General features: G+C 71.1%; 20 protein-coding genes. 14 read left to right on the top strand and 6 right to left on the bottom strand.

Features of this window, described 5'->3' with window-relative positions; all coding sequences use genetic code 11:
• Positions 1–267: 267 nt before the first annotated feature.
• Positions 268–2,448, top strand: a complete 2,181-nt coding sequence (locus ACGFIW_RS24485) for a HelD family protein (RefSeq protein ID WP_393319916.1) — start codon at positions 268–270, stop codon at positions 2,446–2,448.
• A 21-nt stretch (positions 2,449–2,469) separates the two neighbouring features.
• On the opposite strand, the gene ACGFIW_RS24490 is transcribed toward ACGFIW_RS24485, so the two are convergent.
• Positions 2,470–3,135, bottom strand: a complete 666-nt coding sequence (locus ACGFIW_RS24490; RefSeq protein WP_393319918.1) for a response regulator — start codon at positions 3,133–3,135, stop codon at positions 2,470–2,472.
• Complete coding sequence (locus ACGFIW_RS24495) at positions 3,132–3,980, bottom strand: sensor histidine kinase (protein WP_393319921.1); 849 nt, start codon at positions 3,978–3,980, stop codon at positions 3,132–3,134. Before ACGFIW_RS24495 ends, ACGFIW_RS24490 begins: the two co-directional genes overlap by 4 nt.
• Positions 3,981–4,092: 112 nt before the next feature.
• Between ACGFIW_RS24495 and ACGFIW_RS24500 the strand changes: the two genes are divergently transcribed.
• The 3 genes from ACGFIW_RS24500 to ACGFIW_RS24510 are packed head-to-tail and all read left to right on the top strand — an operon-like array spanning position 4,093 to position 6,190.
• Positions 4,093–4,806, top strand: coding sequence for an ABC transporter ATP-binding protein (locus tag ACGFIW_RS24500; protein ID WP_393319925.1), 714 nt, complete (start codon positions 4,093–4,095; stop codon positions 4,804–4,806).
• Positions 4,803–5,552 (top strand): hypothetical protein, encoded by a 750-nt coding sequence (locus tag ACGFIW_RS24505; protein ID WP_393319928.1) that lies wholly within the window; start codon positions 4,803–4,805, stop codon positions 5,550–5,552. Before ACGFIW_RS24500 ends, ACGFIW_RS24505 begins: the two co-directional genes overlap by 4 nt.
• Positions 5,549–6,190 (top strand): hypothetical protein, encoded by a 642-nt coding sequence (locus ACGFIW_RS24510; RefSeq protein ID WP_393319931.1) that lies wholly within the window; start codon positions 5,549–5,551, stop codon positions 6,188–6,190. Before ACGFIW_RS24505 ends, ACGFIW_RS24510 begins: the two co-directional genes overlap by 4 nt.
• A 273-nt stretch (positions 6,191–6,463) precedes the next feature.
• Here the strand turns inward: ACGFIW_RS24510 and ACGFIW_RS24515 are convergent, their stop codons facing one another.
• Positions 6,464–7,060 (bottom strand): helix-turn-helix domain-containing protein, encoded by a 597-nt coding sequence (locus ACGFIW_RS24515; protein WP_393319935.1) that lies wholly within the window; start codon positions 7,058–7,060, stop codon positions 6,464–6,466.
• A 109-nt stretch (positions 7,061–7,169) separates the two neighbouring features.
• Here ACGFIW_RS24515 and ACGFIW_RS24520 point away from each other — a divergent pair, with 109 nt between their 5' ends.
• From ACGFIW_RS24520 to ACGFIW_RS24545, 6 genes are all read left to right on the top strand, one after another.
• Complete coding sequence (locus tag ACGFIW_RS24520; protein WP_393319938.1) at positions 7,170–7,820, top strand: class I SAM-dependent methyltransferase; 651 nt, start codon at positions 7,170–7,172, stop codon at positions 7,818–7,820.
• A 139-nt stretch (positions 7,821–7,959) separates the two neighbouring features.
• Positions 7,960–9,213: a hypothetical protein gene (locus ACGFIW_RS24525; protein WP_393319941.1), complete on the top strand. Its 1,254-nt coding sequence runs from the start codon at positions 7,960–7,962 to the stop codon at positions 9,211–9,213.
• Between the two features lie 523 nt (positions 9,214–9,736).
• On the top strand, positions 9,737–10,246 hold the full coding sequence (locus ACGFIW_RS24530) for a hypothetical protein (protein ID WP_393319944.1): 510 nt from the start codon (positions 9,737–9,739) through the stop codon (positions 10,244–10,246).
• A 2-nt stretch (positions 10,247–10,248) separates the two neighbouring features.
• On the top strand, positions 10,249–10,821 hold the full coding sequence (locus ACGFIW_RS24535) for a hypothetical protein (protein WP_393319947.1): 573 nt from the start codon (positions 10,249–10,251) through the stop codon (positions 10,819–10,821).
• Positions 10,822–10,828: 7 nt separating this feature from the next.
• Entirely contained in the window at positions 10,829–12,067 is a 1,239-nt protein-coding gene (locus ACGFIW_RS24540; protein WP_393319949.1) for an MAB_1171c family putative transporter, read from the top strand.
• Positions 12,064–12,909 carry an oxygenase MpaB family protein gene (locus ACGFIW_RS24545; protein ID WP_393319952.1) on the top strand — a complete coding sequence of 282 codons (846 nt, stop codon included), beginning with the start codon at positions 12,064–12,066 and terminating at the stop codon, positions 12,907–12,909. The genes ACGFIW_RS24540 and ACGFIW_RS24545 overlap by 4 nt, the downstream gene beginning before the upstream one ends.
• 64 nt (positions 12,910–12,973) lie before the next feature.
• Here ACGFIW_RS24545 and ACGFIW_RS24550 read toward each other — a convergent pair whose 3' ends face one another.
• Both ACGFIW_RS24550 and ACGFIW_RS24555 read right to left on the bottom strand, forming a co-directional pair.
• Positions 12,974–13,747, bottom strand: coding sequence for a hypothetical protein (locus ACGFIW_RS24550; RefSeq protein ID WP_393319954.1), 774 nt, complete (start codon positions 13,745–13,747; stop codon positions 12,974–12,976).
• A 382-nt stretch (positions 13,748–14,129) separates the two neighbouring features.
• A complete protein-coding gene (locus ACGFIW_RS24555; protein ID WP_393319957.1) occupies positions 14,130–14,882 on the bottom strand; it encodes an MBL fold metallo-hydrolase in 753 nt (250 codons plus the stop codon).
• Positions 14,883–15,063: 181 nt separating this feature from the next.
• On the opposite strand from ACGFIW_RS24555, the gene ACGFIW_RS24560 reads away from it, so the two are divergent.
• The 4 genes from ACGFIW_RS24560 (at position 15,064) to ACGFIW_RS24575 (ending at position 21,910) form a co-directional block, all read left to right on the top strand.
• Positions 15,064–16,911, top strand: a complete 1,848-nt coding sequence (locus ACGFIW_RS24560) for a glycoside hydrolase family 15 protein (protein WP_393319960.1) — start codon at positions 15,064–15,066, stop codon at positions 16,909–16,911.
• Positions 16,912–17,036: 125 nt separating this feature from the next.
• Positions 17,037–17,591: a hypothetical protein gene (locus ACGFIW_RS24565; RefSeq protein ID WP_393319963.1), complete on the top strand. Its 555-nt coding sequence runs from the start codon at positions 17,037–17,039 to the stop codon at positions 17,589–17,591.
• A 550-nt stretch (positions 17,592–18,141) separates the two neighbouring features.
• On the top strand, positions 18,142–18,774 hold the full coding sequence (locus tag ACGFIW_RS24570; RefSeq protein WP_393319966.1) for a TetR family transcriptional regulator: 633 nt from the start codon (positions 18,142–18,144) through the stop codon (positions 18,772–18,774).
• A 268-nt stretch (positions 18,775–19,042) separates the two neighbouring features.
• Entirely contained in the window at positions 19,043–21,910 is a 2,868-nt protein-coding gene (locus ACGFIW_RS24575) for a M48 family metalloprotease (RefSeq protein WP_393319969.1), read from the top strand.
• A 90-nt stretch (positions 21,911–22,000) separates the two neighbouring features.
• Here the strand turns inward: ACGFIW_RS24575 and ACGFIW_RS24580 are convergent, their stop codons facing one another.
• Positions 22,001–22,681 carry a lytic polysaccharide monooxygenase gene (locus tag ACGFIW_RS24580; protein ID WP_393319972.1) on the bottom strand — a complete coding sequence of 227 codons (681 nt, stop codon included), beginning with the start codon at positions 22,679–22,681 and terminating at the stop codon, positions 22,001–22,003.
• Positions 22,682–22,928: the final 247 nt, after the last annotated feature.

Raw genomic sequence — 22,928 nt, forward strand, 5'->3', positions numbered from 1 at the left:
CAGGGTCCGGCCGCCCTCCCCGAAGCACGGCACCGGCACCGGCCCAGCCATGTGGGTGTCGGCGCGCAGATCAGATAAGGCCCGAACTGTCAATAATCGAATACGGATTAAATGAGGCCACAAGCGAGCCGGTGCCGCAAGACATTGAGATTCCCGTCTCTGCCGACAAAGTCCTTGGCGAACGGGGAGAAAGGAGCTCTATGCTCGCTCCGGAAATACGCTGCGGCTCATCCGGGCCCAGCCGACCACCAGTACAGGGATTCGCGAATGCGCCGGGATTCTGCTCCGTACAACGGCACTGCCCGCAGGGGCGAGGCGACACCGGAGGGCAGTCCGTCGATCGCCGCCGCGGAGGACGTCACCCGCCGATCCGCGGTCGCCGAGGAGCAGGCGTTCCTCGACGTGGCCACGGCCCGGCGCGACAGGTTGGCCGAGCACCTACGGGTCGAGCTCTCGGCAGACACCCGGGACCCGGTGGAAGCGGCCCGGCAGCGCATGCTCCGGCAGCAGTACGAAGAGCTACGGCGGGCACAGGACGGGCTGGTCTTCGGCCGCCTCGACGGCCTCGACGGCACCGTGCGACACGTCGGCCGCATCGGTCTGCGCGACGACCGCGAGGACGGTGAGCCACTACTTGTGGACTGGCGTGCCGCCGCGGCTCGCCCGTTCTACACCGCGACGGCTGTCGACCCGCAGGGGCAGGCCCGGCGCCGGCACATCCGGACGACGGGAGCGGTCGTCGTCGGCGTGGACGACGAGCCACTGGACGGAACCGTGTCGGCGGAGCTGGTCGGCGAGGGCGCGCTCCTGGCCGCTCTCGACCAGCGGCGCACCGGCCGCATGTCCACGGCGATCTCCACCCTGCAACGCGAACAGGACGACATCATCCGGGCCGACGCGACCGGCCCGTTGATCGTTCAGGGTGGTCCGGGCACCGGCAAGACCGTGGTCGCCCTGCACCGCGTCGCCTACCTGCTGTTCGCCCGCCGGGAGATGGCCGACCAGGCAGTCCTGGTCCTCGGCCCCTCGCCACGGTTCCTCGAGTACATCGCCCAGGTGCTGCCCGCCCTCGGTGAGACCGCGGTCGTCTCGGCGACCTGCGACACCCTGCTGCCGGAGATCCGCGTGGGCCGCGACGAGAGCCGGCAGCTCGCCGAGATCAAGGGCCGGGCCCTCTGGCAACCCGCGCTGGAGAACTACGTCGCGTCGCTGCTTCCCCGGCCCCGGGAGCTGAAGCTGCGCTGGGAGGGCGAGTTCTACGTCCTCCCCGCCCCGACGGTGGCGCAGTCGCTCGCCTCGGCGGTGCGGGGACGCCCGTACCATCGGGCCCGCGCGGTGTTCGCCGAGCAGCTGCACCACCTCCTTGCCGAAGCCGTCGTCGAGCAGCGCGAGACGCTGTTGAACGAGATGGAGGAGGGCTTCGAGGACATCCTCGCCCGCTTCGACCGGGACCTGGCCCGCGACCGCCACCCCGGGCGGGCCGCCAGCGGCAGTGACGTCGACGGCCTGCTCTCCGAGGAGGAGATCGACGACCTCCGGTCGCGGATCGCCGGAAGCGCCAGCATCGCCCGGTTCGTCGAGGCGTGGTGGCCCACCCTCGACGCCGAAACCCTGCTGCGTGCTCTCCTGACCGACACCACCCTGCTGGCCCGGTTCGCCCCGCGGCTGTCGAGGGAGGAGATCGCCGCCGTGGCGGCCGAGCCGGCCCCGTGGGCATCGAGCGACATTCCCCTGCTCGACGTCCTCGCCGACCTGCTGGGCGAGGTCGAAGCCCCGCAACCACAGGGCGAGTTCGTCGCCGACCGCGCTCGCCGGCAGCGCGGCTGGGTGTACGGCCACGTCGTCATCGACGAGGCGCAGGAGCTGTCCGAGATGCAGTGGCACATGTTGCTACGACGCTGTCCCAGTCGTTCCATCACGGCGGTCGGCGACATCGACCAGGCGGAGGCGGCACACCGGCACCGCAGTTGGGCAGACGCGGTGCGGGCCGTTCTCGGGGACCGCTGGACCGCCGCGGCCCTGACCATCTGCTACCGGACCCCGCGTGAGGTCATGGCCCTCACCGAGCCGGTTCTGCGGAGAGCTGGCAGCCACAACGCGCCGCCACGGGCGGTCCGCTCCGCCGGCATCGCGCCCTGGGAGCGCACGGTCACGCCTGCCGAGTTGGCCGGCGCCGCCGTCGAGGCGGTGCGACAGCTGCGGCAACGGTGGCGTGGCGGCACGGTCGGCGTCATCGCCCCCGCCGACCGCGTCGGCGAACTCCTGGCCGTGCTGAGCGACGTGCCGGTGCTCACCGCGACCCAGTCCAAGGGACTGGAGTGGGACGCGACGCTCCTCGTCGACCCGCAGGGCATCGCCGCCGAACCGCGCGGCTGGAACGGCCTCTACGTCGCGCTCACCCGATGCACCCAGGAACTCGGCCAGCTGATCCTCACGCCGCCCGGGTAGCTGAGGCAGAAACCGTCAGGTTCAGCGGCGTGGCCGCACCAGGCCCGCGTCGAACGCCGCGATCACGAGTTGGGCCCGATCTCGCACGGCGAGCTTCGCCATCAGGTGCGTGATGTGCGTCTTCACCGTCTTCACCGAGATGACCAGGGCGGTGGCGATCTCGTCGTTCGACAGACCGCCGCCGATCAGCGTCAGCACCTCCACCTCACGGGAGGTCAGCCGCCGCAGTGCCGGAGTCGGCCGGTCCGGTCGGGGCGCCGTGACGTAGTGCGCGACGAGCCGGGTGAGGATCGACGGCGCGAACAGCGACTCACCGTGGTGGGTACGGCGGATCGCGTCGATCAGTTCTTCGGGGCGGGCGTCCTTGAGCAGGAAACCGGACGCCCCCGCCTGCAACGCCTCGTAGACGTACTCGTCGAGCTCGAACATGCTCAGGACCAGGACACGGGCGGTGGACAGCGCCGGGTCGGCACAGATGCGCCGGGTGGCCTGAAGGCCGTCCAGGTGCGGCATCCGGACGTCCATCAGGACGACGTCGGGGCGGGCGGCACGGGCGCACGCCACGGCCCGGGCACCGTCGCCGGCCTCGCCGACGACGGTCAGGTCCGGCTCGTTGTTGATGATCATGGCGAGGCTGTGTCGGAGCAACGCCTGGTCGTCCACCAGCAGCACGCGGATGTCGCTCACGCCGCCTCGTCCCGGATCCGCGCGGTGAGGCGGAAGCCCGCGTCGACGCGCTCGGCCGACAGGGTGCCGCCGAGACTGCCGACCCGTTCCCGCAGGCCGGCCAGCCCGTGTCCGGCGCCCGGCGACGGTCGCCACCCCTCGACCGACGGGCCGGTGTCGGCGACCGTGACCACCACGTACGTCCCGTCCCGGTAGACCCGCACCCGCACGTCCGTCGGGCCGGCGTGCCGGGCCGCGTTACTGAGCGCCTCCCGCACGGTCTTGCAGACGGCGACCTGTGCCCCCTGCGACACCGGGCCCAGCGGCTCGACCGTCAACCCTGCCCGGATCCCGGCCAGCGACGCGCCGTGCACGATGTCGGGGAGGTCGTCGAGGTTGTCCACCGGCGCACGGCGGCTCGCGGCCGACGGCTCACGCAGGACGGTGAGCATGCGGCGCAGCTCGGCTGTCGCGTGCCGACTCGCGTCCTCGATGTCGGTGAGTGCCATCGCCACCTCGGCCGGCTTGGGCAGGTGCCGGGTGGCCGCCGCGCGGACCGTGATCAGACCCAGGCCGTGCGAGACGATGTCGTGCAGGTCGCGGGCGATGCGCAACCGTTCGGCGAGCACCGCCTCGGACGCGGCCCACGCCGTCAGCTTCGACTCGTAGGCGGCGCGGTCGGCGCGGGACCGCCGCACCGCCCACAGCGCGGCCGTGACAGCGCCGCCGACCAGCAACGGCGGCAGTACGACGGCGAGCGGGCCCTGCGTGCCGACCGTGCACATGGCCATCACCAGCACGCTGATCACCACGGCGACCACCGGCACGGCTTTGGACCGTCCGGAGGGGCGCGGATGGGCGTTCACCACCCCGACTGTAGTTCTCAGACCAGGGTCTGACGGTCCGTGGACCGACCCGGCCGTCCGGTTGCGAGAACGGTCCGATGTGTGCGCGCCGAAGCACCTGTTGACTCGCCTTATGATCACGATCGATCACGTCAGTAAGACCAGGAGCGGGACGCGGATCCTGCACGACGTCACCTTCGAGGCCCGGCCCGGTCGGGTCACCGGCTTCCTCGGGCCGAACGGAGCCGGCAAGACCTCCACGCTGCGGATCCTGCTCGGCCTGGACAACCCGCGAAGCGGGACCGCGTTGATCTGCGGACACCCGTACCGGAAACTGGACCGCCCGCTGACGACTGTCGGTGCCCTGCTCGACGGCAGCGGCGCGCACCGGGCCCGCACGGCCCGCGCCCACCTGCGCTGGGTGGCCGCCAGCAACGGCCTGCCGGACTCCCGCGTCGACGAGGTCCTGGAGACCGTGGGCCTGACCGCCGAAGCGCGCAAGCGCGCCGGCCGTTTCTCCCTCGGCATGAGCCGCCGGCTCGGGCTTGCCACCGCACTGCTCGGCGACCCCGAGGTGCTGGTCCTGGACGAGCCGGTCAACGGCCTCGACCCGGCCGGGATCCGCTGGATGCGCGGATTCCTGCGCGACAGCGCCACAGAGGGCCGCACGGTCCTGCTCTCCAGCCACCTGATGGGCGAACTGGCCGAGATCGCCGACGACGTCGTCATCATCGACCGGGGCCGGATCGTGATCCAGGGCGGACTCGCCGACGTCACCGGTGGCCACCCCACCCTGGAGGACGCCTTCTTCGCGCTGACCACCACCGAGGCGGGTGGCGCGTGGTGAACGCGGTCCGCGCCGAACTCCGTAAGCTGCTCGGCCTGCCCACCGCCTGGGTCGGCCTGGTGCTGGGCACGTTGGTGGCGCCGGTGGTGGTACTGCTCAACGCGCCGTACACCCGGCGTGCGATCGCCGCCGGCACCCTCACCGACACGTCCGACCTGGGTCTACGCGATCTGGGTATCGGCCTGATCGGTCCGATGGTCCTCGGCGTCATCGTGGTGAGCAGCGAGTACACGTCCACCGGCCGGGACGCACCCGGCGCCCGCCAGCTCACCACCACCCTCACCGCGGTCCCCAACCGGCTGCGTCTGCTCCTGGCGAAGACCACCGCGCTGGTGCTCGTCGTCGCGGCACAGGCAGCCGTCACCGCCGCCGCCACGCTCACCCTCACCCGGGTGCTGCACGGCGACCACGCGCCGGCACCCGCCCCGGCGCGAGTCGCCGCGGCGATCCTCTACTGGACGCTCACCGCACTCCTCGCGTACGCGATCACGCTGATCACCCGCAACGGCATCGTGCCGCTGACCCTGCTGATCATCAACAGCACCGTGGTGTCCGTGTCGTACCTGCTGACAAAGGTCACCGACCTCGCCTCCTACCTGCCGGACATCGTCGGAGCGCAGATGTTCATCCGCGGCGGGGACTTCCCCGTCGAGGTCGCCCCGGTGACCGCAGGGCTGGTGATGACGGCCTGGATCGTCGTGTTGCTCGTGGTCGGCGCCGTCCTGTTCCAGCGGCGCGACACGTGAACGCCGTCCGCGCCGAACTGCGCAAACTGCTGACCCTGCCGTCACTGCGCCGGACCGTGCTGCTGACCTGGGCCGCCAACCTCCTGCTGACGTACGCGTACGTGTCCGCCGAGTCCCGCGGTGAGCCGCTCGGCGACAACGCCGCCCTGGCTCCGCTCGGCTACACCCAGGCCGGTTTCCTGGTGCTCGGCGTGCTGGCGGCCACGTCCGAGTACGAGGAGGGCGACCAGATCCGGGCCACCCTGCTCGCGATGCCCCGGCGCCTGCCCCTGCTGGGCGCGAAGGCCCTCGCGCTGGCCGCTCTGACGCTCCTGGTGGCCGCCGCGACGGCGGCCACCAGCTCTCTGCCGGCCGATGGGGCCGCCTGGACACCCGCCGCGACCGCGTACCTGACGCTCACCACGCTGCTGGCGGCGGCGGTCGCCAACGTCGTCCGCCGCGCGGTGCCCGCCACGATCCTGCTGCTCGGTCTGTACTTCGTCGCGGGACCACTGCTGCGGGCCGGGTCCAGCGCCAGCGCCGCCTGGCTGCCGGACACCGCCGCTCTCGACCCGTCGCACGGCGCCGCAGCCACGGTCGCGTGGACACTCTGCGCCCTCACGCTGGCCGCTGTGGCGTTCCGGTGCCGCGACGCGTGACACCGGGGCCTGCCGCGCGGGAACGTCCACTGCGCTGGCCGGCACAGTGAGTGGTGCGCGTGCGGCGGCCCGGACGGTGCAGGCGCAGCCGACCCTGCCGGCCGGCGGGCACACGCATCGACCACCCCACCGGCAGCACCGTGGAGACTGCCGACGACAACCTTCACGTCGTGTTTCCGCCCAGCGTCGGCGCGATCGGCATTCGGTGCCACCCAGGCTGGTCGTCGTCGACCGCACGCTCCGCCAGGCCGTCGCCCGCCCACGTACGCGCCTCTACCTCGATTCCTGCGGCTGGGGAGCGGCGCGGATGTGCGCGCGTTCACCCTGCTTGCCGACGAGGCTGAGGAACTCCACGGGCCCCGAGCTGGTCGCCCCGAACCAGTGCGGGGTGCGGGTGTCGAACTCGGCAGCCTCGCCCGGTTCGAGGATGAGGTCGTGCTCGCCGAGCACGAGCCGGAGTCGACCGTTGAGGACGAAGGCCCAGTCGTAGCCCTCGTGGGTGCGAAGGTCGGGTTGGGCGTCGTCGCGCCCGGTCGGGAGGACGAACTTGTAGGCCTGGATGCCTCCGGGCCGGCGGGTCAGGGGCAGGATCGTGGAGCCGTCGCTGGTGGGCAGCGGGCGCATGTTGATGCGGGGGTCGCCGGTCGGCGGCGCGTCGACGAGCTCGTCCAGGGTGACGCCGTAGAAGCGGGCCAGCGGCAACAACTGTTCCAGGGTGGGACGCCGGAGGCCGGCCTCCAGCCGAGAGAGGGTGCTGGTGGAGATGCCGGTCTCCGTGGCGAGGTCGGTCAGGGTGATGTCGCGGCGCTGCCGCAGGTGCTTGAGCCGTGGTCCGACGGCGTCGAGGGTGCGGTCAGTTGACTCGTCCATGGCCCCATTTTGCCATTTGGCAAAAACTTTTGCGGATCCGTCCGCCCCTTGTCACTGTTGGGCGGCTGGGGCCGCGTCGGCCCCGCCCCACCACCAACGGAGACGCGCGATGACGCACTCGTTCGACAAGGACTACTGGGACCGGATCTGGGACGGGGATCGGGCCGCAGCCATGGCCGCCAGCCAGCCCAACCCGCACCTCATGCGGGAGGCCGGCGGCCTGACACCCGCGACGGCTCTCGACGCCGGCTGCGGCGCCGGAGCCGAGGCCGTCTGGCTCGCGACCGGTGGCTGGCAGGTCACCGCGGCGGACATCGCCCCCGCGGCGCTCGCCCGCGCGGCCGAGCGCGCCGCCGCCAGCGGCGTCGCCGCACGGGTGCGGTGGGTGGAGGCGGACCTGTCCACGTGGCAACCGGACGCGCGGTACGACCTGGTCACCACCCACTACGCGCATCCCGCGATGCCGCAGCTGGACTTCTACGACCGCATCGCGTCCTGGGTCGCCCCGGCGGGAACCCTGCTCATCGTCGGCCACCTCCACCACGAGGATCATGCCGCCAGCGCCGGACACGGGCACGGACACGGCACGACCGAACCGCCCGCCTCGGCCTCGGTGACAGCCGCCGACATCACGGCCCGCCTCGACCCGCTGGAGTGGGAGATCGTGACCGCTCGGGAGTCGCACCGGGCCGTGACGGGACACGGCGGCCAGGAAGCCTCGATCCACGACGTGGTCGTCAGGGCCAGGCGCCGTTCCTGACCCCATCACCTGCCCGTCAGCGCTCGCCCTCGCCCTCGCTGCGCACGGCGAACCGAGGCCCGACGACGGTCCATGAAGGACTGCCGTCCCCGCGACGCACGGACAGCGGGCGACCACCTGTCGGTGACAGGATCGGCCGATGCGCGTTCTCTTCGACGGCGAGGCACCTGTCGCCTACGGGCAGATCTACGTGACGAGTCGTGAGCTGCCGGACATGGACGAGGCGTTCGCTGGACAGGTGAACGGCCTCTGCGGGGGCGGCCAGCCAGGCGCGCTGTTCCTCATGACCGGCACCCACACCGGGCGGGTCCGGTTCACGATCGAGCTGCACGACGGTGAGCCGCCGGCCGCGGCGGAGATGTGGCAGGAGGTGGTGGAGGTGTCGTTTCCACCGAGAGCGGGCGTCGTCGACCTGGTCCCGTGGGGGGACGGGACACTCGCCCGGCTGCCGCTGATCCCCGAGGGGCAGGACAACGGCCGGCTGCCCGTCTACCGCGCCCGGTACTGCGCCACGGGCATGGACGAGGGAAGCGACCCGTTCGGCGGGCTCGACCCGGACGAGCGTGCCGAGGACGACGACACCTACCTGGACCGGCGGCCGGACCGCTACCTGCTGTGCCTGTGGCCGGACGGCACCACGGACGGCGACTCGGATCGCGGCGGGACGGACGGCGGCGCGGGCGCCGGCCAGACGCGCTCCGACGCGATCCTGCGCCAGACCAGCGGCGCCGCCGCCTACTGGCACAGGTGGGCCCGCGCGCTGCCACCCCCGCCCACCCTGTGGGAGCAGGTCGAGGCCGAGATGCTCACGCGGCTGGAGCGGGACCGCCGCGCCCATGCCTACCGCGTGCGGGATGAGCTACGGCGCTGGGGCGGACGCCTGCCGAGTGACCGGCTCCGGCGCGTCCGCGGCAACATCCAGGGCATCGTCCAGCTCGACCGAGACCTGGTCGACGGGGTGGCCGGAGCCGATGCCGCCACTCAGCGGCAGATCGCGATCTGGGCGGCGCGGCAGGCGTTCACCGTCGCCGGCGTCGCGGACCTCGACTGGCTGAGGCCGGCGTGGACGGCACTGGATCGGGGCGAGCCGCTTCCCGCCGAATTCGCCGACCCGACGGCGCTGTGGACACGGGCCCGGGGCGAGCCGGCCGTCACGTTCTCCACGGTCACGCTGCACCCGGCGGGTTGGGCCCCGGCCGATCCCCTCCACGCGATTCTCGACGCCCCGGTGAATCCGGTCGCGATGGCACTGCCGGCGCTCGTGGCCGCAGGCGAGTCGGATCCACTTCAGGCCGCGTTGGAAGCGCTCTGGGCGGCGGTCACCACCTACGCCGCTCGGCGGGCCGAGTTCCTGACGGAGGTGCGGCGGGCATTCCCGTTCCTCGACGGTTAGCCCACCCCACCGCGAGGACGACGCTGCCAGCCCATCCCGGCAGCGAGGGCGTTGTCCGCGACAACCTCCCGGATCTGTCGACCGTGGACGCGGGGTGGCCTCCACCGAACGACCGTGAACCTGACGCGGCCGCGTGGCTCGCCCCCGCACGGATGCGGGAGGATGGCGTGGTGCGCCATGAGCATCACGTCTTCCAGAGTCCGCCGCCGGCGCATCCGCGGCAGCCGGGCAGAGGTGGTGGTCACCCGGCCCCGCGCCAGCACGTCGACCAGTGCGGCAGGAGGAGTCCCCCCGTTGTGCTCCTTGCGGAGCTGACCCCTCCCACGGCACCTTCGGTTTGGGTGGTCGGACCTCGACCCCATCCGCCGCACAACAGGTGTTGAGCAGATTGGCTTTTGGCTCAACGCCCGTTGCTCCAAACAGGAGCGAGCATACGCTCACGTTCGGTTCACGTGTCAACGCCTGTTTCGCTGCGACACGCATCTGCGACACTGTCGTTTCGGTCGCTGGAGGGTGAAGGATCATGGTGGATCGGCACACGGAGCAGGAGTTGCCACCCCTCGACACGCTGGCCGCGAGGCTCGAATATCTGTTCGACGAGATCCGCCCCACCCCGGACGAGCTGGGCGACTCCGACGAGCCTGGGCGCAAGTACACCAACCGGGAAATCGCCGACAAGATCAACCAAGTGGCGGCCGAAACAGGTGTCACGATCAGCGCGGCCTACATCGGTGAGTTGCGCCGTGGTGTGGCACGTGATCCCCGCACCTCACACGTACGCGCCCTGGCCACCGCCTTCGGTGTGAACTCGGGCTACTTCGTCGACGACGCGGCGGCACGGCGAATACAGGACCAGATCACGCTGCTCAGCGAGCTGCGTCGGATGGACGTCAAGCAGGTGGCGCTGCGGCAGGTGCTCGCCGACAACGGACTCTCCGCGACCGACACGCAGCTCATCGAGCAGATGGTGGTCCGCCTGCGGGCCGTGGCCGAGGCCGGTGCCACCAGTTCCACGCCTGACGAGCGCAGATAGCCGTGCACATCCTCCGGTGGGAGTACGTCGACGAGCAGGGGAACGCTGACGTGAGGTTGTACCGACTACGCAAGCGCTGCGAACGGATCGTCGCCGAGCTTGAGGTGCCGACGCCGTTCGACATCCAGACGCTGTGCGGCGCCCTCGGCGAACGCCGTGGCCGGCCCATCCACCTGGTGCCGATCAAACTGCCGGCGCAGACCGTGTGCGGGATGTGTGTGCCCACCGGTGACTTCGACGCCATCTTCTTCGAGCAGGACACCTCGCCGCTGCACCAACAGCTGATCATCGGCCACGAGCTGGGCCACCTGCTCGCCGGCCACCAGGCGACCGAGGTGCTGGACGCGGACGCCTCCCGGCTGCTGCTGCCGGACCTCGACCCGCAGCTGGTCCGGCGCAGCCTCGGCCGCAGCAACTACGCCGCCGCGGAGGAACGCGAGGCCGAGATGATCGGGTCACTCCTCCTCCGGCGGCTGCGCGGCGGGCTCGGCGACGGAGACGACGAACCGTTGGACGGCCAGGATGCCGAGCTGTACGGCCGGCTGCGGCACTCACTCGAGCACCCCCACTGGTAGCGCGGCGATGGATACCGTCCTGTACTCCGTCTGCGCCGTCGCCGGCTGGATCGCCGTCGCGTACATGGTGCGACTCCAACGCCGGCACCCGAGCCATGCCCGCCGTGCGATCTGTCTGGGTCTTGGCGCGTTCGCCGCGGGGATCACCGCGGCCATCCCGCCGATCGCGGCCGCGATCGATGACGCGTCCGGCCTACCCAACCTGGCCAAGGTCATCTCCCACGGCTGCGCGCTGACCATCTCGGCGAATGCCGAGATCATGCTCCTGCACTTCGCGCTTCCCCCGGCGAAGGCCGCCGCTCGCGCCCGCGTCTGGGTGTGGGTCACCGGCTTCGCCTTCCTCGTCATGGCCGGTCTCTTCGTGTACACCCTGACCTACGACGACCCGGTGCTGCTGACCGTCGAGTACGCGACCGACCCCGTCGTGACCGCCTACCTGCTGATCTTCCTGTTGCTCGGCTTCTTCGCCTACTGCTTCGACATCACCCGGCTGTGCTGGAGCTTCGCGAAGATCTGCGGGCGGCCCTGGCTGCGCCGTGGCCTTCGCATCACCGCCGTCGGCGCGGCCTTCGCGCTGCTCTACAGCACGAACAAGATCGTGTATCTCATCGCCTACTGGGCCGGCCACCGACCGACCGGCGAGCGGCAGATCGCCGCGGTCCTGGTGACCATCGGCGCGTTACTCATCACCATCGGGCTCACCATGCCGGCGTGGGGGCCCACCCTCAAGATCAGCCGACGATGGGAGGACTTCCACTCCTACCGCCGGCTCGAACCGCTCTGGAGCGACCTCATCGCGGCCCTGCCCGCGCTCGAACTCGATCCCGCCCTGCGCCGCACTCTCGCGGCGCTGAGCGACATCGACTACGCGTTGACCCGCCGGGTGGCCGAGATCCGCGACGGCCGCCTGGCGCTCCGCCCCTACACCGACGTCGGCGTGACGGCGCTGGCCGAGCAGTTCGCCGAGCAGGCCGAGCTGGGCACTGAGGAGCGGCAGGCGGCCGTCGAGGCCGCCCACCTGGCCTGCGCGCTGCGTCGGCATGGCGCGGGGCGCGTGGCCGCGGTCCCCCAACCCGCGGACGAGCTGCACCGCCCGGACGGTGGCTACGCTGGCGAGGTCGCGTGGCTGACGCTCGTCACCGACGCCTACGCCCGCTCGCCGGTGGTGGCGCAGACACTCGCCGCCACCCGGGAGCACACCGCCGAGAGCGCCCCGCATCCCACTGCTGGAGACACCCGCCGATGAGAGGCCGCTACGCGAACCTGACCCGGACGCGCGCTCTGCTGCCGGAGCGCGACTACCTGGACATCTACCAGACCATGCTGCGGTACGAGTTCCCGTGGGACATGAAGCTCGGGCTCAACCTGGCATTCAACAGGTCCTTCTCCATCCCCGCCATCGCCGCCGTGCACACGACCACCGGCGAGCTGACCGAACGCACCCAGAAGCGGATCGACGACACCGGCCTGCTGATGTACGAGATGGTGCTCAACGGGTTCGAGCATCCCCGTGGCCGGGACGCGTTGCGGCGTGTCAACCAGATCCACCGCCCGTACGGCATCGACAACGACGACTTCCTCTACGTCCTCGGCTGCCTGGTCGTGATCCCGACGCGGTGGTTGCGGGAGTACGGATGGCGCCCGCCCTGCTGCCACGAGCGGCAGGCCACGTACCTGTTCTACCGGGAGCTCGGCCGGCGGATGGGCATCACGGACATCCCCGGGTCGTACGACGAGTTCGAGACCTGGTTCACCGCGCACGACGCGGCTCACCTGCGGCCCAACGACGACGCGGCGGCCATCGAGCGGGCCACGCGGATGCTGATGCTCACCCGGCTCCCCCGGATGCTCGCACCGATGGGGAACGCACTTGTCAGCGCCATGTACGACGCACCGTTGCGGCGTGCCACGCAGGTCGACGAGCCGGCCTGGCCGGTCCGGGCTGGCCTGCACCTGGCGTTGCGGACGCGCTCGCGGCTGCAACGCTGGTTCGGGGCGCCACGGACGACGGCAATGTTCGCCGACGGGATCACCGCCCGGAGCTACCCCGACGGGTACGAGATCAGCCAGCTCGGTCCGCGGCACTGATGGGGCGTGTTGCGCAAGGTGTCGGGGGAATCGACACGTCCACAACACGCCCCAGCGCGACCTGTCAGCAGCCGAGCCTCTTGGTGGAGAGAGCGACGTCGTCGATCCAGAGGTCGAACTCGCCAGGCGTGGTGCCACCCTGGTAGAGCTGCCAGCCGATCTTCACGGTGTTCACCGCCGGCAGGACGAAGGGCACGTCGTTGCCGCCGTGCTCGGTCGTGGAAGCGGTCAGTTCCGGGTTGGCCACGCCGTCGATCCACACGGTGACGCGGTTGTCCGTGGGGTCGAGTTTCCACTCGAAGCACTGCCAGGTGTCCTCGGTGACCGGGGCGGACTCCCGCCAGTTGGTCCAGTCGCCGGTCGGGCCACCGTCGGCGCCCACACCCCAGAAGGTCCCGGGGACCGTGGGCGCGTACTGACCGCCGACGGGACGGACGACCTCCGGGCTCCCGCTGCCGGTCGCCTCCACGAGCGTGAAGTGCGCCCAGTCGGGGGCGGTGGGGAAGGCATCGACGCGCAGCCGCATCCGGCCGTAGAAGCGGTTGCCCGGCGCGGCGAAGTCGTCGACGCGCAGGAAGGCACGCCCGTTGTCCACGGTGTGGACGTGCAGCACCTGGTTGCCGTGCCGGGCGCGCTCGACGGTGAGCGTGCCGTTGCGCGTGTCGATGCCCCAGTCCACCGTGCTGGCGCCGCCACGCGGCAACCGCTCGAAGTCCTCACAGAACAGCAGGCCACGGGTACACGAGTGCTGGGGGGCACCCGACGCGGTGGCCGGGACGCTGCCGGCCGTGGCGCCGAGGAGCAGGGCGGCGGTGATCACCGCGAGGGAACGGCGCATGGTCATCCTCCATGACGTGGGGCCCGCACCGCGTAGGGGCGGGTCGGAGTATTTCTCGGACATCGCGAGCACCGCTCACCGCGGGTCTGGGCGCGTCGACAGGCGATGTGGACGCCTCCGCTGCCCGCGGGCGATCGTCTCGGTGTCGTGGAAACGCGGGGTCGGGACACGTACGGCGGGCACCTGCCCGTCGTCGTGGAGATGGCCCGGCGATGCGGCACGCGTACGCCGAAGTGGCGCGCTGCCGGCACTGCGCTGCTCCCGTGCTGCCGGTTGCCAGCACGGTTGCCCCCGTGCCGCGGCGATGTGAGCCATTCCAGCACACCCGCGGCCGATCCAGCAATATCGATGACGGACGCCCGTGCACACCGTGCCGGGGCGGTCAGTGATCTGCCGCCCCGAGGATGACGGTGAGGCCCTCCTCGGCCGCCAGCACCGCACCGGAAAACTCCCGCCGCGCGGCGGCCACCGCGGCTGCCCGGTCGTTGCCCGGCCAGAAGTGGGTGAGCAGCAGGCGGCGGGCGCCGGCCCGCCGAGCCCACTGACCGGCCTCGGCGGAGGTCAGCAGATTGCGGGTGGGTTGGTCGGTCTCGCCGTCGTGGTCGGTGGCCTCGACGATGAACAGGTCGGCGTCGCGGCCGAGTTCGGCGAGCACGGGGGTCGGGCCGGTGTCACCGGTGTAGGCCAGTGCCGTTCCGTCCGCCTCGATGCGGATGCCCGCGGTGGGCACGTAGTGCGGGAGCGACAGCCCGGTCAGGGCGAACGGCCCCAGCCGGTGGGTGCCGGGCAGCGGATGCACGTCGAAGACCGCGTGCAGGTCGACGTCCGGTTCCAGGCCGCGGAGCCGGTCGAGCACCCCCGGCGGGCAGTACAACGGCAGCCGTGGCCCACCGTGGTCACCGTAGAGCCGCATCCGGAACAGCCCGTGCAGGTCGATGCAGTGATCGGGATGCTCGTGGGTGATGACGACCGCGTCGAGCGCACCGTCTGGCCAGTGCCCGAGCAGGCGCGGCAGCGTGGCATAGCCGAGGTCGAGCACCAGGCGGTAGCCGTCCCAGTCCACCGCGAATCCGCTACAGGAACGGCCCGGTTCGGGAAAGGCGCCAGAGCTGCCGAGTACGGTGACCTGTCGCATCCGCCCACCATGCCCGACCTCCAGCCGGCTGGCCAGCCCGGGTCACGCGAGCGGCGGTGCCGCCGACCAGGTCGGGGCCCGTCTGGGCACGCAACAGGGTGGCTGAAACGTGAATCTCGCCTAACTCGACAATTCACCCCTTAGGTTCGATGCGCAGGACGCCGCCGAACCGGGGAGAGACGTGGACAGCTATCCGGCGATCGAAGATCACGGACTTATCGGCGACCTGCAGACCGCCGCGCTCGTGACGTGTGACGGGACCGTCGACTGGTTCTGCGCGCCGCGCTTCGACTCGCCGAGCATCTTCGCCGCACTCCTGGACAAGGAGAAGGGCGGTTACTTCCGTATCGCGCCGCACGACGTGCGGTACGTGACCAAACAGCTCTACCTCCCCGGCACCCCCATCCTGATCACCCGGTTCATCAGCGCCGACGGCGTGGCCGAGGTGATGGACTTCATGCCGGTCACCGGCGAGCGGGCCACCGACGCGCACCGGTTGGTCCGCATCGTCACCATGGTCCGCGGCAGCATGCGCTTCCAGGTGGAGTGCCGACCGCGGTTCGACTACGCCCGCGAGGGCCACCAACTGGAGCGCCACCCCAACGGCTACGTCTTCCGCAGCCGGTCGGCGTCGCTGACATTCAACCCGGTCGACCCCACGCGGCGGTTGATCTCCGATCACGGCGACATCCGTTTCGAGGGCGACGACCTCGTCGCGTACGGCACCCTCAACGAGGGCGACACCGGCGGGGTGGTCCTGGAGACCGGCGGCACCGAGCCACGCATCATCGGGGCCGAAGAGATCCAGGGCATGTTCGAGTGGACCCGGGACTACTGGCGGCGCTGGCTCGAACGCTCGCGCTACACCGGCCGCTGGCGGGAGATGGTCGAGCGCTCCGCGATCACGCTGAAGCTCATGACGTACGCACCGACCGGTGCGATGATCGCCGCGCCCACCGCCGCGCTGCCCGAGCTGGTGGGCGGCACCCGCAACTGGGACTACCGCTACACCTGGGTACGGGACACGTCGTTCTCGGTGCACGCGCTGCTCGGCCTGGGCTTCACCGAAGAGGTCAGCCGGTACATGGACTGGCTGGACGAGCGGATCCGTGAGGCCGGCGACCTCCAGGATCCACTGAAGATCATGTACCGGGTGGACGGCTCGTCCGACCTGCACGAGGAGGTTCTCGACCATCTGGAGGGCTACCGCGGCTCGCGACCGGTGCGGATCGGCAACGGCGCCGCCGACCAGCTCCAGCTCGACATCCACGGCGAGGCCCTCTACGCCATGCACCTCGCCGACGAGCAGGGCATCCGCGTCTCGCACCAGGTGTGGAAGAGCACCGTGCGGTTGGTCGACTGGCTCTGCCAGCACTGGGACCAACCCGACGCCGGCATCTGGGAGAGCCGCCACCACCCCCGCAACTACACATTCGGCCGGGTGATGTCCTGGGTCGCGCTGGACCGGGCCATCCGGCTGGCGACCCGCACCGGCCGCCCCGGGGACATGGCCTGCTGGACCGAGCAACGCAACCGCATCTACGACCAGGTCATGGACCGCGGGTACGACCGGGGCCGCGGCACCTTCGTGCAGGCGTACGACGAGACCGTGCTGGACGCGGCGTTGCTCGCCATGCCGGCGGTCGGCTTCGTCACGCCGAGCGACCCACGGTGGCAGTCCACCCTGAAGGCGATCGAGCGCGAACTGGTGTCCGACAGCCTGGTCCACCGGTACGACCCGGTCCACTCCCCCGACGGCCTCCCCGGCCACGAGGGCACCTTCAACATGTGCACCTTCTGGTACGTCGAGGCGCTGGCCCGTTCCGGACGCCTCGACGACGCCCGCCTCACGTTCGAGAAGATGTTCACCTTCAGCAACCACCTCGGCCTCTACGCCGAGGAGATCGCCGCGACCGGGGAGCAGATCGGCAACTACCCCCAGGCGTTCAGCCACCTCTCGCTGATCAACTCGGCGCTGACGCTCAACGACCTGCTCGACACCGAGGCCGACGCCCGGCGCCGCCGATAGCGCGCGGCACTCCGGCCGACCGCCCGCAGCGGGTGAACGTTGGGATGGGCTTGACGGGCCGACGTCCATCACGCATCGTCAATCCGAATCGACTTTCTTGAATGCATTGACCTTGGGGAGGGTTGATGAAAGCCATCGTCTCCGCCGTCTCGGCCGCGGTCCTGCTGCTCCTGCCATCGGCTGGTGGATCCGCCGACCGGCAGGCGGCCGACACGCCCTGCACCGGAGAGATCCACGCCAACCCAGGGTTCGAACTCGGCACCACCGGCTGGACCGCCGGCCCTCGCGTCGTCGTGTTCGGCGACGCGACCCGGCCCGCACACACCGGTCAGGCGTACGCCGCCTTCGCGGGGCTGGACGTGACGCGTGGTGACCTGCTGCGCACCACCGTCACGGTGCCGGCCGGGTGCGAGCTGACGGTTCGCTTCTGGGTCCGGACCCTCACCACGGAGACCCGCCGCGGTGACTACCTGAACGTCGGGCTGGCAGTCACCGGGATACCGCCGAAGACGAGGTTCTCGCTGGCCTTCGACGGCGGGTCGCAGTGGCGGCAGTACGCGATGTCGACCGGGACGGCGACGACCGAACGCACCGCGACGGCCAGCTTCCTCTCCAGCGAGACGGCCGGCAACGGCGTCACGGCCTTCGACGTGGACGACGTGTCCTTCACGTTGAGCTGACCGCGGCGCTGGCCACCGGGTCGGCCCCGCCGGCTCGGTGGTCGGCCAGTGCGCGGACTCGATGCCCTGCCGCGGGACGCCGGTGCTCGCGCGTGCCTGGTCGCCTCAGGACACGCTCCCCCGCAGCTGGGTAGGGGTTCCCCGGCCGCCCGTGGCGCCTCGCCGGCCGGCGAAGCCGAGGAGCGCGGGCATCAGCGTCAACGCCACGAGCACCACGACCGTCCTGACGCGGGATCACCGAGTGGCGTACTCCGCAGTCACCTACCGCGTGTCCGGCGACGGGGTGACCGACGAGGCGCGGGCCGCGCTGACCAAGGCGACGTACACGGGCCACGCCCGTCACGGCTGCCGCGCACCCTCGGCACCCAAGGCAACCGGGCCACATCGACACAGCACCAGCGGGTAACGTGATCTGACCAGATCAGCCCTGTCGGCCCAAGCGGGTCAACCTACCCCTGTCGGCCAGCACCACGACGGCCCACGTGGCGTGCCCGCACCCCACCCCACGGACGTTGTCCCCGATACGGTGCCGAGGAAGGGATCGTCCGTCGTGACCTCACCGGGGACCCCGTCCAAGCCGGGTTTGCGCGAGCGGAAGAAGGCGAAGACCCGGGCCACGATCCGGGAGCACGCGATCCGCCTGTTCCTGAAGCAGGGCTATCACGCGACGACCGTCGGTCAGATCTCCGAGGCCGCGGAGATCTCACACACCACCTTCTTCCGATACTTCCCCACCAAGGAAGACGTCGTCCTGCACGACGATCTGGCGCCGCTGTTCATTGACGCCCTGCGCAGTCAACCGGAGACCGTCACCTCGATAAGCGCGCTTCGCGCGGCGATCCGGACCCTGTACGAGGACGACCAGGACGAGGCGTTCCAGCAGGACGGGTCGGGGACGATGGTGCTGGCACGAGAGCGGCACGCGTTGATCCTCTCCGTTCCCGAGCTTCGGGCACGGATCCTCGACGACTTCGCGGAGGCGTTCGGCGCGATCACCGAGGTCCTCGCGGAGCGCGTCGGACGCGACAGGGACGACATCACCGTGCGGACCCTGGTGGGCGCGGTCATGGGTCTGGTCACCAGCTCCTACCTGACCGTCACCGGTGATCCACGCGAGGACCTCCCCACCATGTTGGACTCGACCCTGGCCGAGCTGGAGGCCCGCAGCGCCTTCGGCCTGTAGGCAGCCGAACCAGGCGTCCACACTCGACGCCGACTGACTGGCGGACGTTGCGTATCCTGATGCCTACTCTCTGGAGGGGTGGCATGGTCGACACGTACACGCGGATGCCCGACCTCAGCACGGGCGCTGCCCCTGCCGGGGTGGCCCGGCTCGCTCCGCAGGCCGTCAGGTCGGGTCTGGGCGACGTTCTCCCGGCCGAGGCGAGCGCGGCCGGTGCCGGTTGGTGGCGCGGCGGGCGCCGCCCGCACGACCGCGTTTCCACAGCGGAGTGACCCGCACCGACGGGCAGCCGCCCGCTGATCCGGTGACCCGGGGGCCGGACGGTCGGCCCACCCCCCTGCTCTGGCTCTATCTGCAGATCGTCGGATTGGTGGGTGGCATCGGTGTCGCGGTGGGCGCCATGTTCTTCCACGGCAACCGTCCCCTGGCGCGGCCCTACGGGCAGGCGATGCTCAACTGCACCAGGATCCATGACGTCGACCTGAGCAAACCCGCCGAGTTCGATGCCCCTCGGAGCATGCAGTTCCTGACCTGCATGTCCGACCCGGCCCGGGTACGCGGGTTGGTGATGCTCACCGGCGGCGTCCTGCTGCTGGTCGGGCTCGCCCTGATCGTCGCACTGACCCCGGTGGTCGATCGGTGGCGGCTGCGCCGCCACCGACTCGCGAGCCCCGTCGCCGGTGCCGAGCAGCGGTTTGCCGAGCTCTGCGATCGGCAGGGGCTGCACGGCCGGCACCGGCCCGCACTGTTCGTGGCGGGGCCGTCGGTGCGGCAGGCGTTCACCACCGTCCGGCCCGGCGGCCGACCACTCGTGGTGCTGCCGGCCGCGGTGGCGGTGGCCTACCGGGATCCGGCGCGCTTCGACCCGGTCGTCCAGCACGAGCTGGCGCACGTGCGGGGTCGGGACGTCCGGTGGGTCTCCGCCGTGCGTGGTCTGCTGTGGCTGGTCATGCCTGCGGTGGCGGTGGCCAGTGTCTCCGAGATCCGCGCGGTGGGGCTGCCGGAGATCACGGTCGTCACGGCCGTCCGGGCGCTGGTACTGGTGCTGGTGAGCGCCCTCCTGCGGGCACTGGTGCTGCGACTGCGCGAACACGAGGCGGATCAGCAGGTCAGCCGGAGCGGGGACGCCACCGCGCTGGTCCGGCTGCTGGAGGCCGCCGCCGCGACCCGACCGCAGCACCCCGGGTGGGTGCGCCGACTGTTCGCCCGGCACCCGACGCCGCAGCGGCGGGCCGCCGCGCTGTGGGCCGGGCAGTCTGTGTCGCTCGACGGCCCGCTGCAGGCCGCGGTGACCGGGGTGGTGACGGCGATCGTCGCGGGGGCGGCGGCCCAGGCGGCGAACGTGTTGGCGTTGGACCGGGACCTCTCCGTGCTGCCGGCCAGTCTGGTCGGTGTGCTGCTCGGGTTCGGGCTGACCCCCGCCCTGCATCGCCGGGCGCTCACCGGTGCGCCGTCGCGGCGTTGGCTCCCGATCGTCGCGGCCGCCGCCGGTCTCGCCGTGGGCGGATTCGTCTTTCCCACCGGAACGGGCGGCGGCGGTCCGTCGTTCCCCACCGGCACCAACAGCCTGGGCGGCGGTCTGTGGTTCGCGATCCTGGCCGCACTCGCCGGCATGGTCGCCGGCACCGCCTGCACCGTGCTGGCCGGGCTGGCGGCCCGCCGGGGTCCGGACCGGTTCACCCGACTCCGGCGAGGGCTCACCTACCTGGCGGCCGCCGCGACCGTCACGGCGATCTCTTGGCCGTTGCCGAGCCTCGCCGTCGGCCTGGAATGGCCGGTCTCGACACGTTCCTGGCTGGTCTACGCGCTGCCCGACGCGCCGTGGCCGTGGCTGGGCCTGGCCCTGCCGACGGCGGTCGTGGCCCTGATCGGCTGGCGTCGCCTCGCCACCCGCGCCGTCCTGTCCGTCGTGGCGGTGACCGGGGTGATCGGTGCGAGCCTCGCATCGGCACAGGCGCTCACGAATCCACCGGCCACGCTGGACGCCGCGGTCGCCCTCCTCCAGCAACGAGGATGGATCTGCACCCTGGCCGGGTGGGCGGCACTCGTGGTGCTCGCCGTCGGACGCGGTGACCCCGGTGTGGGGAGGGCCCTCGTCGCCGGGGCGGGCGTCGCGGCACTGACCGGCACCTCGCAGTTCGTGCACCAGGTCGTCTCCGGTCGTACCGTGGACGCGACACTGCTCCGGCTCTACGTCGGTGCACCGGTGATCTGGTGGTTCTACCTCGCGGTGCTCACGACGCCCGTCCTGATCGGGCTCTCCGCTCTCGCCGGACGGCTCGGACGACGACCCGAGCCGATCGGCCGGCCGTTCCGCCGGGCCGGCACGCGAGCACGGGTGTGGCAGGTGCTCGCTCCGGTCACGGCAGCGGTCCTGGTCGGGGCCGCGGCCCTCGTCGGCCTGCCCGGTGGGCCGGTGCTGCTGCCCACCGCGGCACCGGCGACCACCGCCCCGGCGGTCGTGGGGGTGCCGTCACCGACCATCGTCACTCCGAGCGCCAACGCCTCGCCGGGTACGCCGGCCGGTGCGGATCCCGGCCGGGTGCTCACCGTCGCGGAGGCTGGTGCCGCCGCCAGCGCGGTCCGGGCGAAACTGCCGGCGTTCTGGAAGCCGGAGCCGCAGCAGCAGGACACCGGTGAGTCCAAGACCGTCGTCAAGCCGGCGGCCTGCCGGCAGTTGGCCACTGACGACTACCTGCGCCGGATCAAGCCGGACCAACGGGTCGACGAGATTCGCGGCTTCGCCGCCAGGAGGTCGCCGAGCAGCATCAGCGGGTCGACAGTCATCGTGATCGTCACCTCGCACGCCCACCCCGTGCCCGACACTCTCCTCGACGAGGCCGAGGCCGCCCGCGCCGCGTGCACCCGGTTCACCGCCACCACCCCCGGCGGCTCACCTGTGCGGTTCACCGTGAGCGCCCAGCCGACGCCCCAGGTGGGAGAGGAGTCCTGGCGGGTACGGTACGACCTCGCGAGCGGCAGCGGTTCGAGCAAGATCACCGGTACCACCCTGTACGGCCTGGTCCGGCTCGGTCACAACCTCGTGGTGGTGCAGCTGACCGCCATCTCGGAGCCACCGGACGAGGCGGTGTTCGAAGCGGCGGTCTCTTCGACGGTGGCCGCCCTCAGCCGGTAGAGCCTGCCTGCGTGCGGTAGACGGCCGCAGTCCGGCCCAGGGCGCCAACGCCCTGGGCCGGACTGTTGTCGCGGCTCGCGGTCCTGCCGATCAGGTGACGTTGATGTCGCTGCACCACATGTAGGTCTGGTCCAGGTGCGACGCCCTCCAGATCACGAAGAGGATGTGGTTTCCACTGCGTGACGGGAGCGAGACGTTGAACGAGATGTTCTGCGCCGGCGCGTAGCGCCCGGTCGTCGTGATCAAGTCGAGGTTGCCCCACCCGAGCTGCTGGGTGACTGGGTTGAACCCCTGCTTGGTGACGTAGACCTGGAAGTAGTCAGCGCCGTGGCTGGCCTGGTCGTACAGCTGGACCGTCAGGTTGCGGCTGACGTTCGTCCTCTTCCACGCCCCGGGCTGGTTCACGCTGTTGTTCCTGGTCAGGCCGTTGCTGCACAGCTGCCCGTCCGGGGTGCGAGCCTGGTACTGGCCGGCGAGGCCGTCCCGCAGCTGGCTCATCCAGTTCCACATGGTGTCGGGGTTGGCCTGGAACGCCTGCCAGCACATGGGGTCCTGCTGCTGCATGGCCGGGTTCATGTGTTGACTGCCCCAGGTCTTCCAACACTGATAGGCGCGACTCGCCGGGTTGATGATGGTGCCGTGGGCCTGGGCCGCCCCGGTGAAGGGCAGCGTGCCGACCACCATGGCAACCAGCAGGACGACCACCTGGAGGGGTCGGCGGACGGTTGACCGGGTTCGCCCGCCGGATAGATCGGACGTGTGTGAACGCACTGTTCATCCTCCGCTCTTCGGTACTAGAGATCACAATGGGAACGCTCCCAAACCAACTGTTACATCTATGAGCTTAGATATCAATACTGAGCGATTTACGGTCTGATGTGGATCAAGGTGACCGGATCGCCCGCAACGGCGTCCACCGCGGTACGCGGACGGTCCACACCCACCGGCGGGGCCGGTGGGCGAGCTGTCCAGCCTCCGGCTTCGCCGGGTACGACCGCTACGCCCGACCGCCCGTCGT

Origin of the sequence: Micromonospora sp. NPDC048935, from assembly GCF_043197875.1 — a bacterium.
Taxonomy (GTDB): Bacteria; Actinomycetota; Actinomycetes; order Mycobacteriales; family Micromonosporaceae; genus Micromonospora.

Bases quoted from the DNA above. Each gene is read 5' to 3' on its own strand.
- ACGFIW_RS24485 (WP_393319916.1), top strand. From the start codon at position 268: ATGCGCCGGGATTCTGCTCCGTACAACGGCACTGCCCGCAGGGGCGAG.
- ACGFIW_RS24500 (WP_393319925.1), top strand. From the start codon at position 4,093: ATGATCACGATCGATCACGTCAGTAAGACCAGGAGCGGGACGCGGATC.
- ACGFIW_RS24515 (WP_393319935.1), bottom strand. From the start codon at position 7,060: ATGGACGAGTCAACTGACCGCACCCTCGACGCCGTCGGACCACGGCTC.
- ACGFIW_RS24520 (WP_393319938.1), top strand. From the start codon at position 7,170: ATGACGCACTCGTTCGACAAGGACTACTGGGACCGGATCTGGGACGGG.
- ACGFIW_RS24525 (WP_393319941.1), top strand. From the start codon at position 7,960: ATGCGCGTTCTCTTCGACGGCGAGGCACCTGTCGCCTACGGGCAGATC.
- ACGFIW_RS24530 (WP_393319944.1), top strand. From the start codon at position 9,737: ATGGTGGATCGGCACACGGAGCAGGAGTTGCCACCCCTCGACACGCTG.
- ACGFIW_RS24540 (WP_393319949.1), top strand. From the start codon at position 10,829: ATGGATACCGTCCTGTACTCCGTCTGCGCCGTCGCCGGCTGGATCGCC.
- ACGFIW_RS24545 (WP_393319952.1), top strand. From the start codon at position 12,064: ATGAGAGGCCGCTACGCGAACCTGACCCGGACGCGCGCTCTGCTGCCG.
- ACGFIW_RS24550 (WP_393319954.1), bottom strand. From the start codon at position 13,747: ATGCGCCGTTCCCTCGCGGTGATCACCGCCGCCCTGCTCCTCGGCGCC.
- ACGFIW_RS24555 (WP_393319957.1), bottom strand. From the start codon at position 14,882: ATGCGACAGGTCACCGTACTCGGCAGCTCTGGCGCCTTTCCCGAACCG.
- ACGFIW_RS24565 (WP_393319963.1), top strand. From the start codon at position 17,037: ATGAAAGCCATCGTCTCCGCCGTCTCGGCCGCGGTCCTGCTGCTCCTG.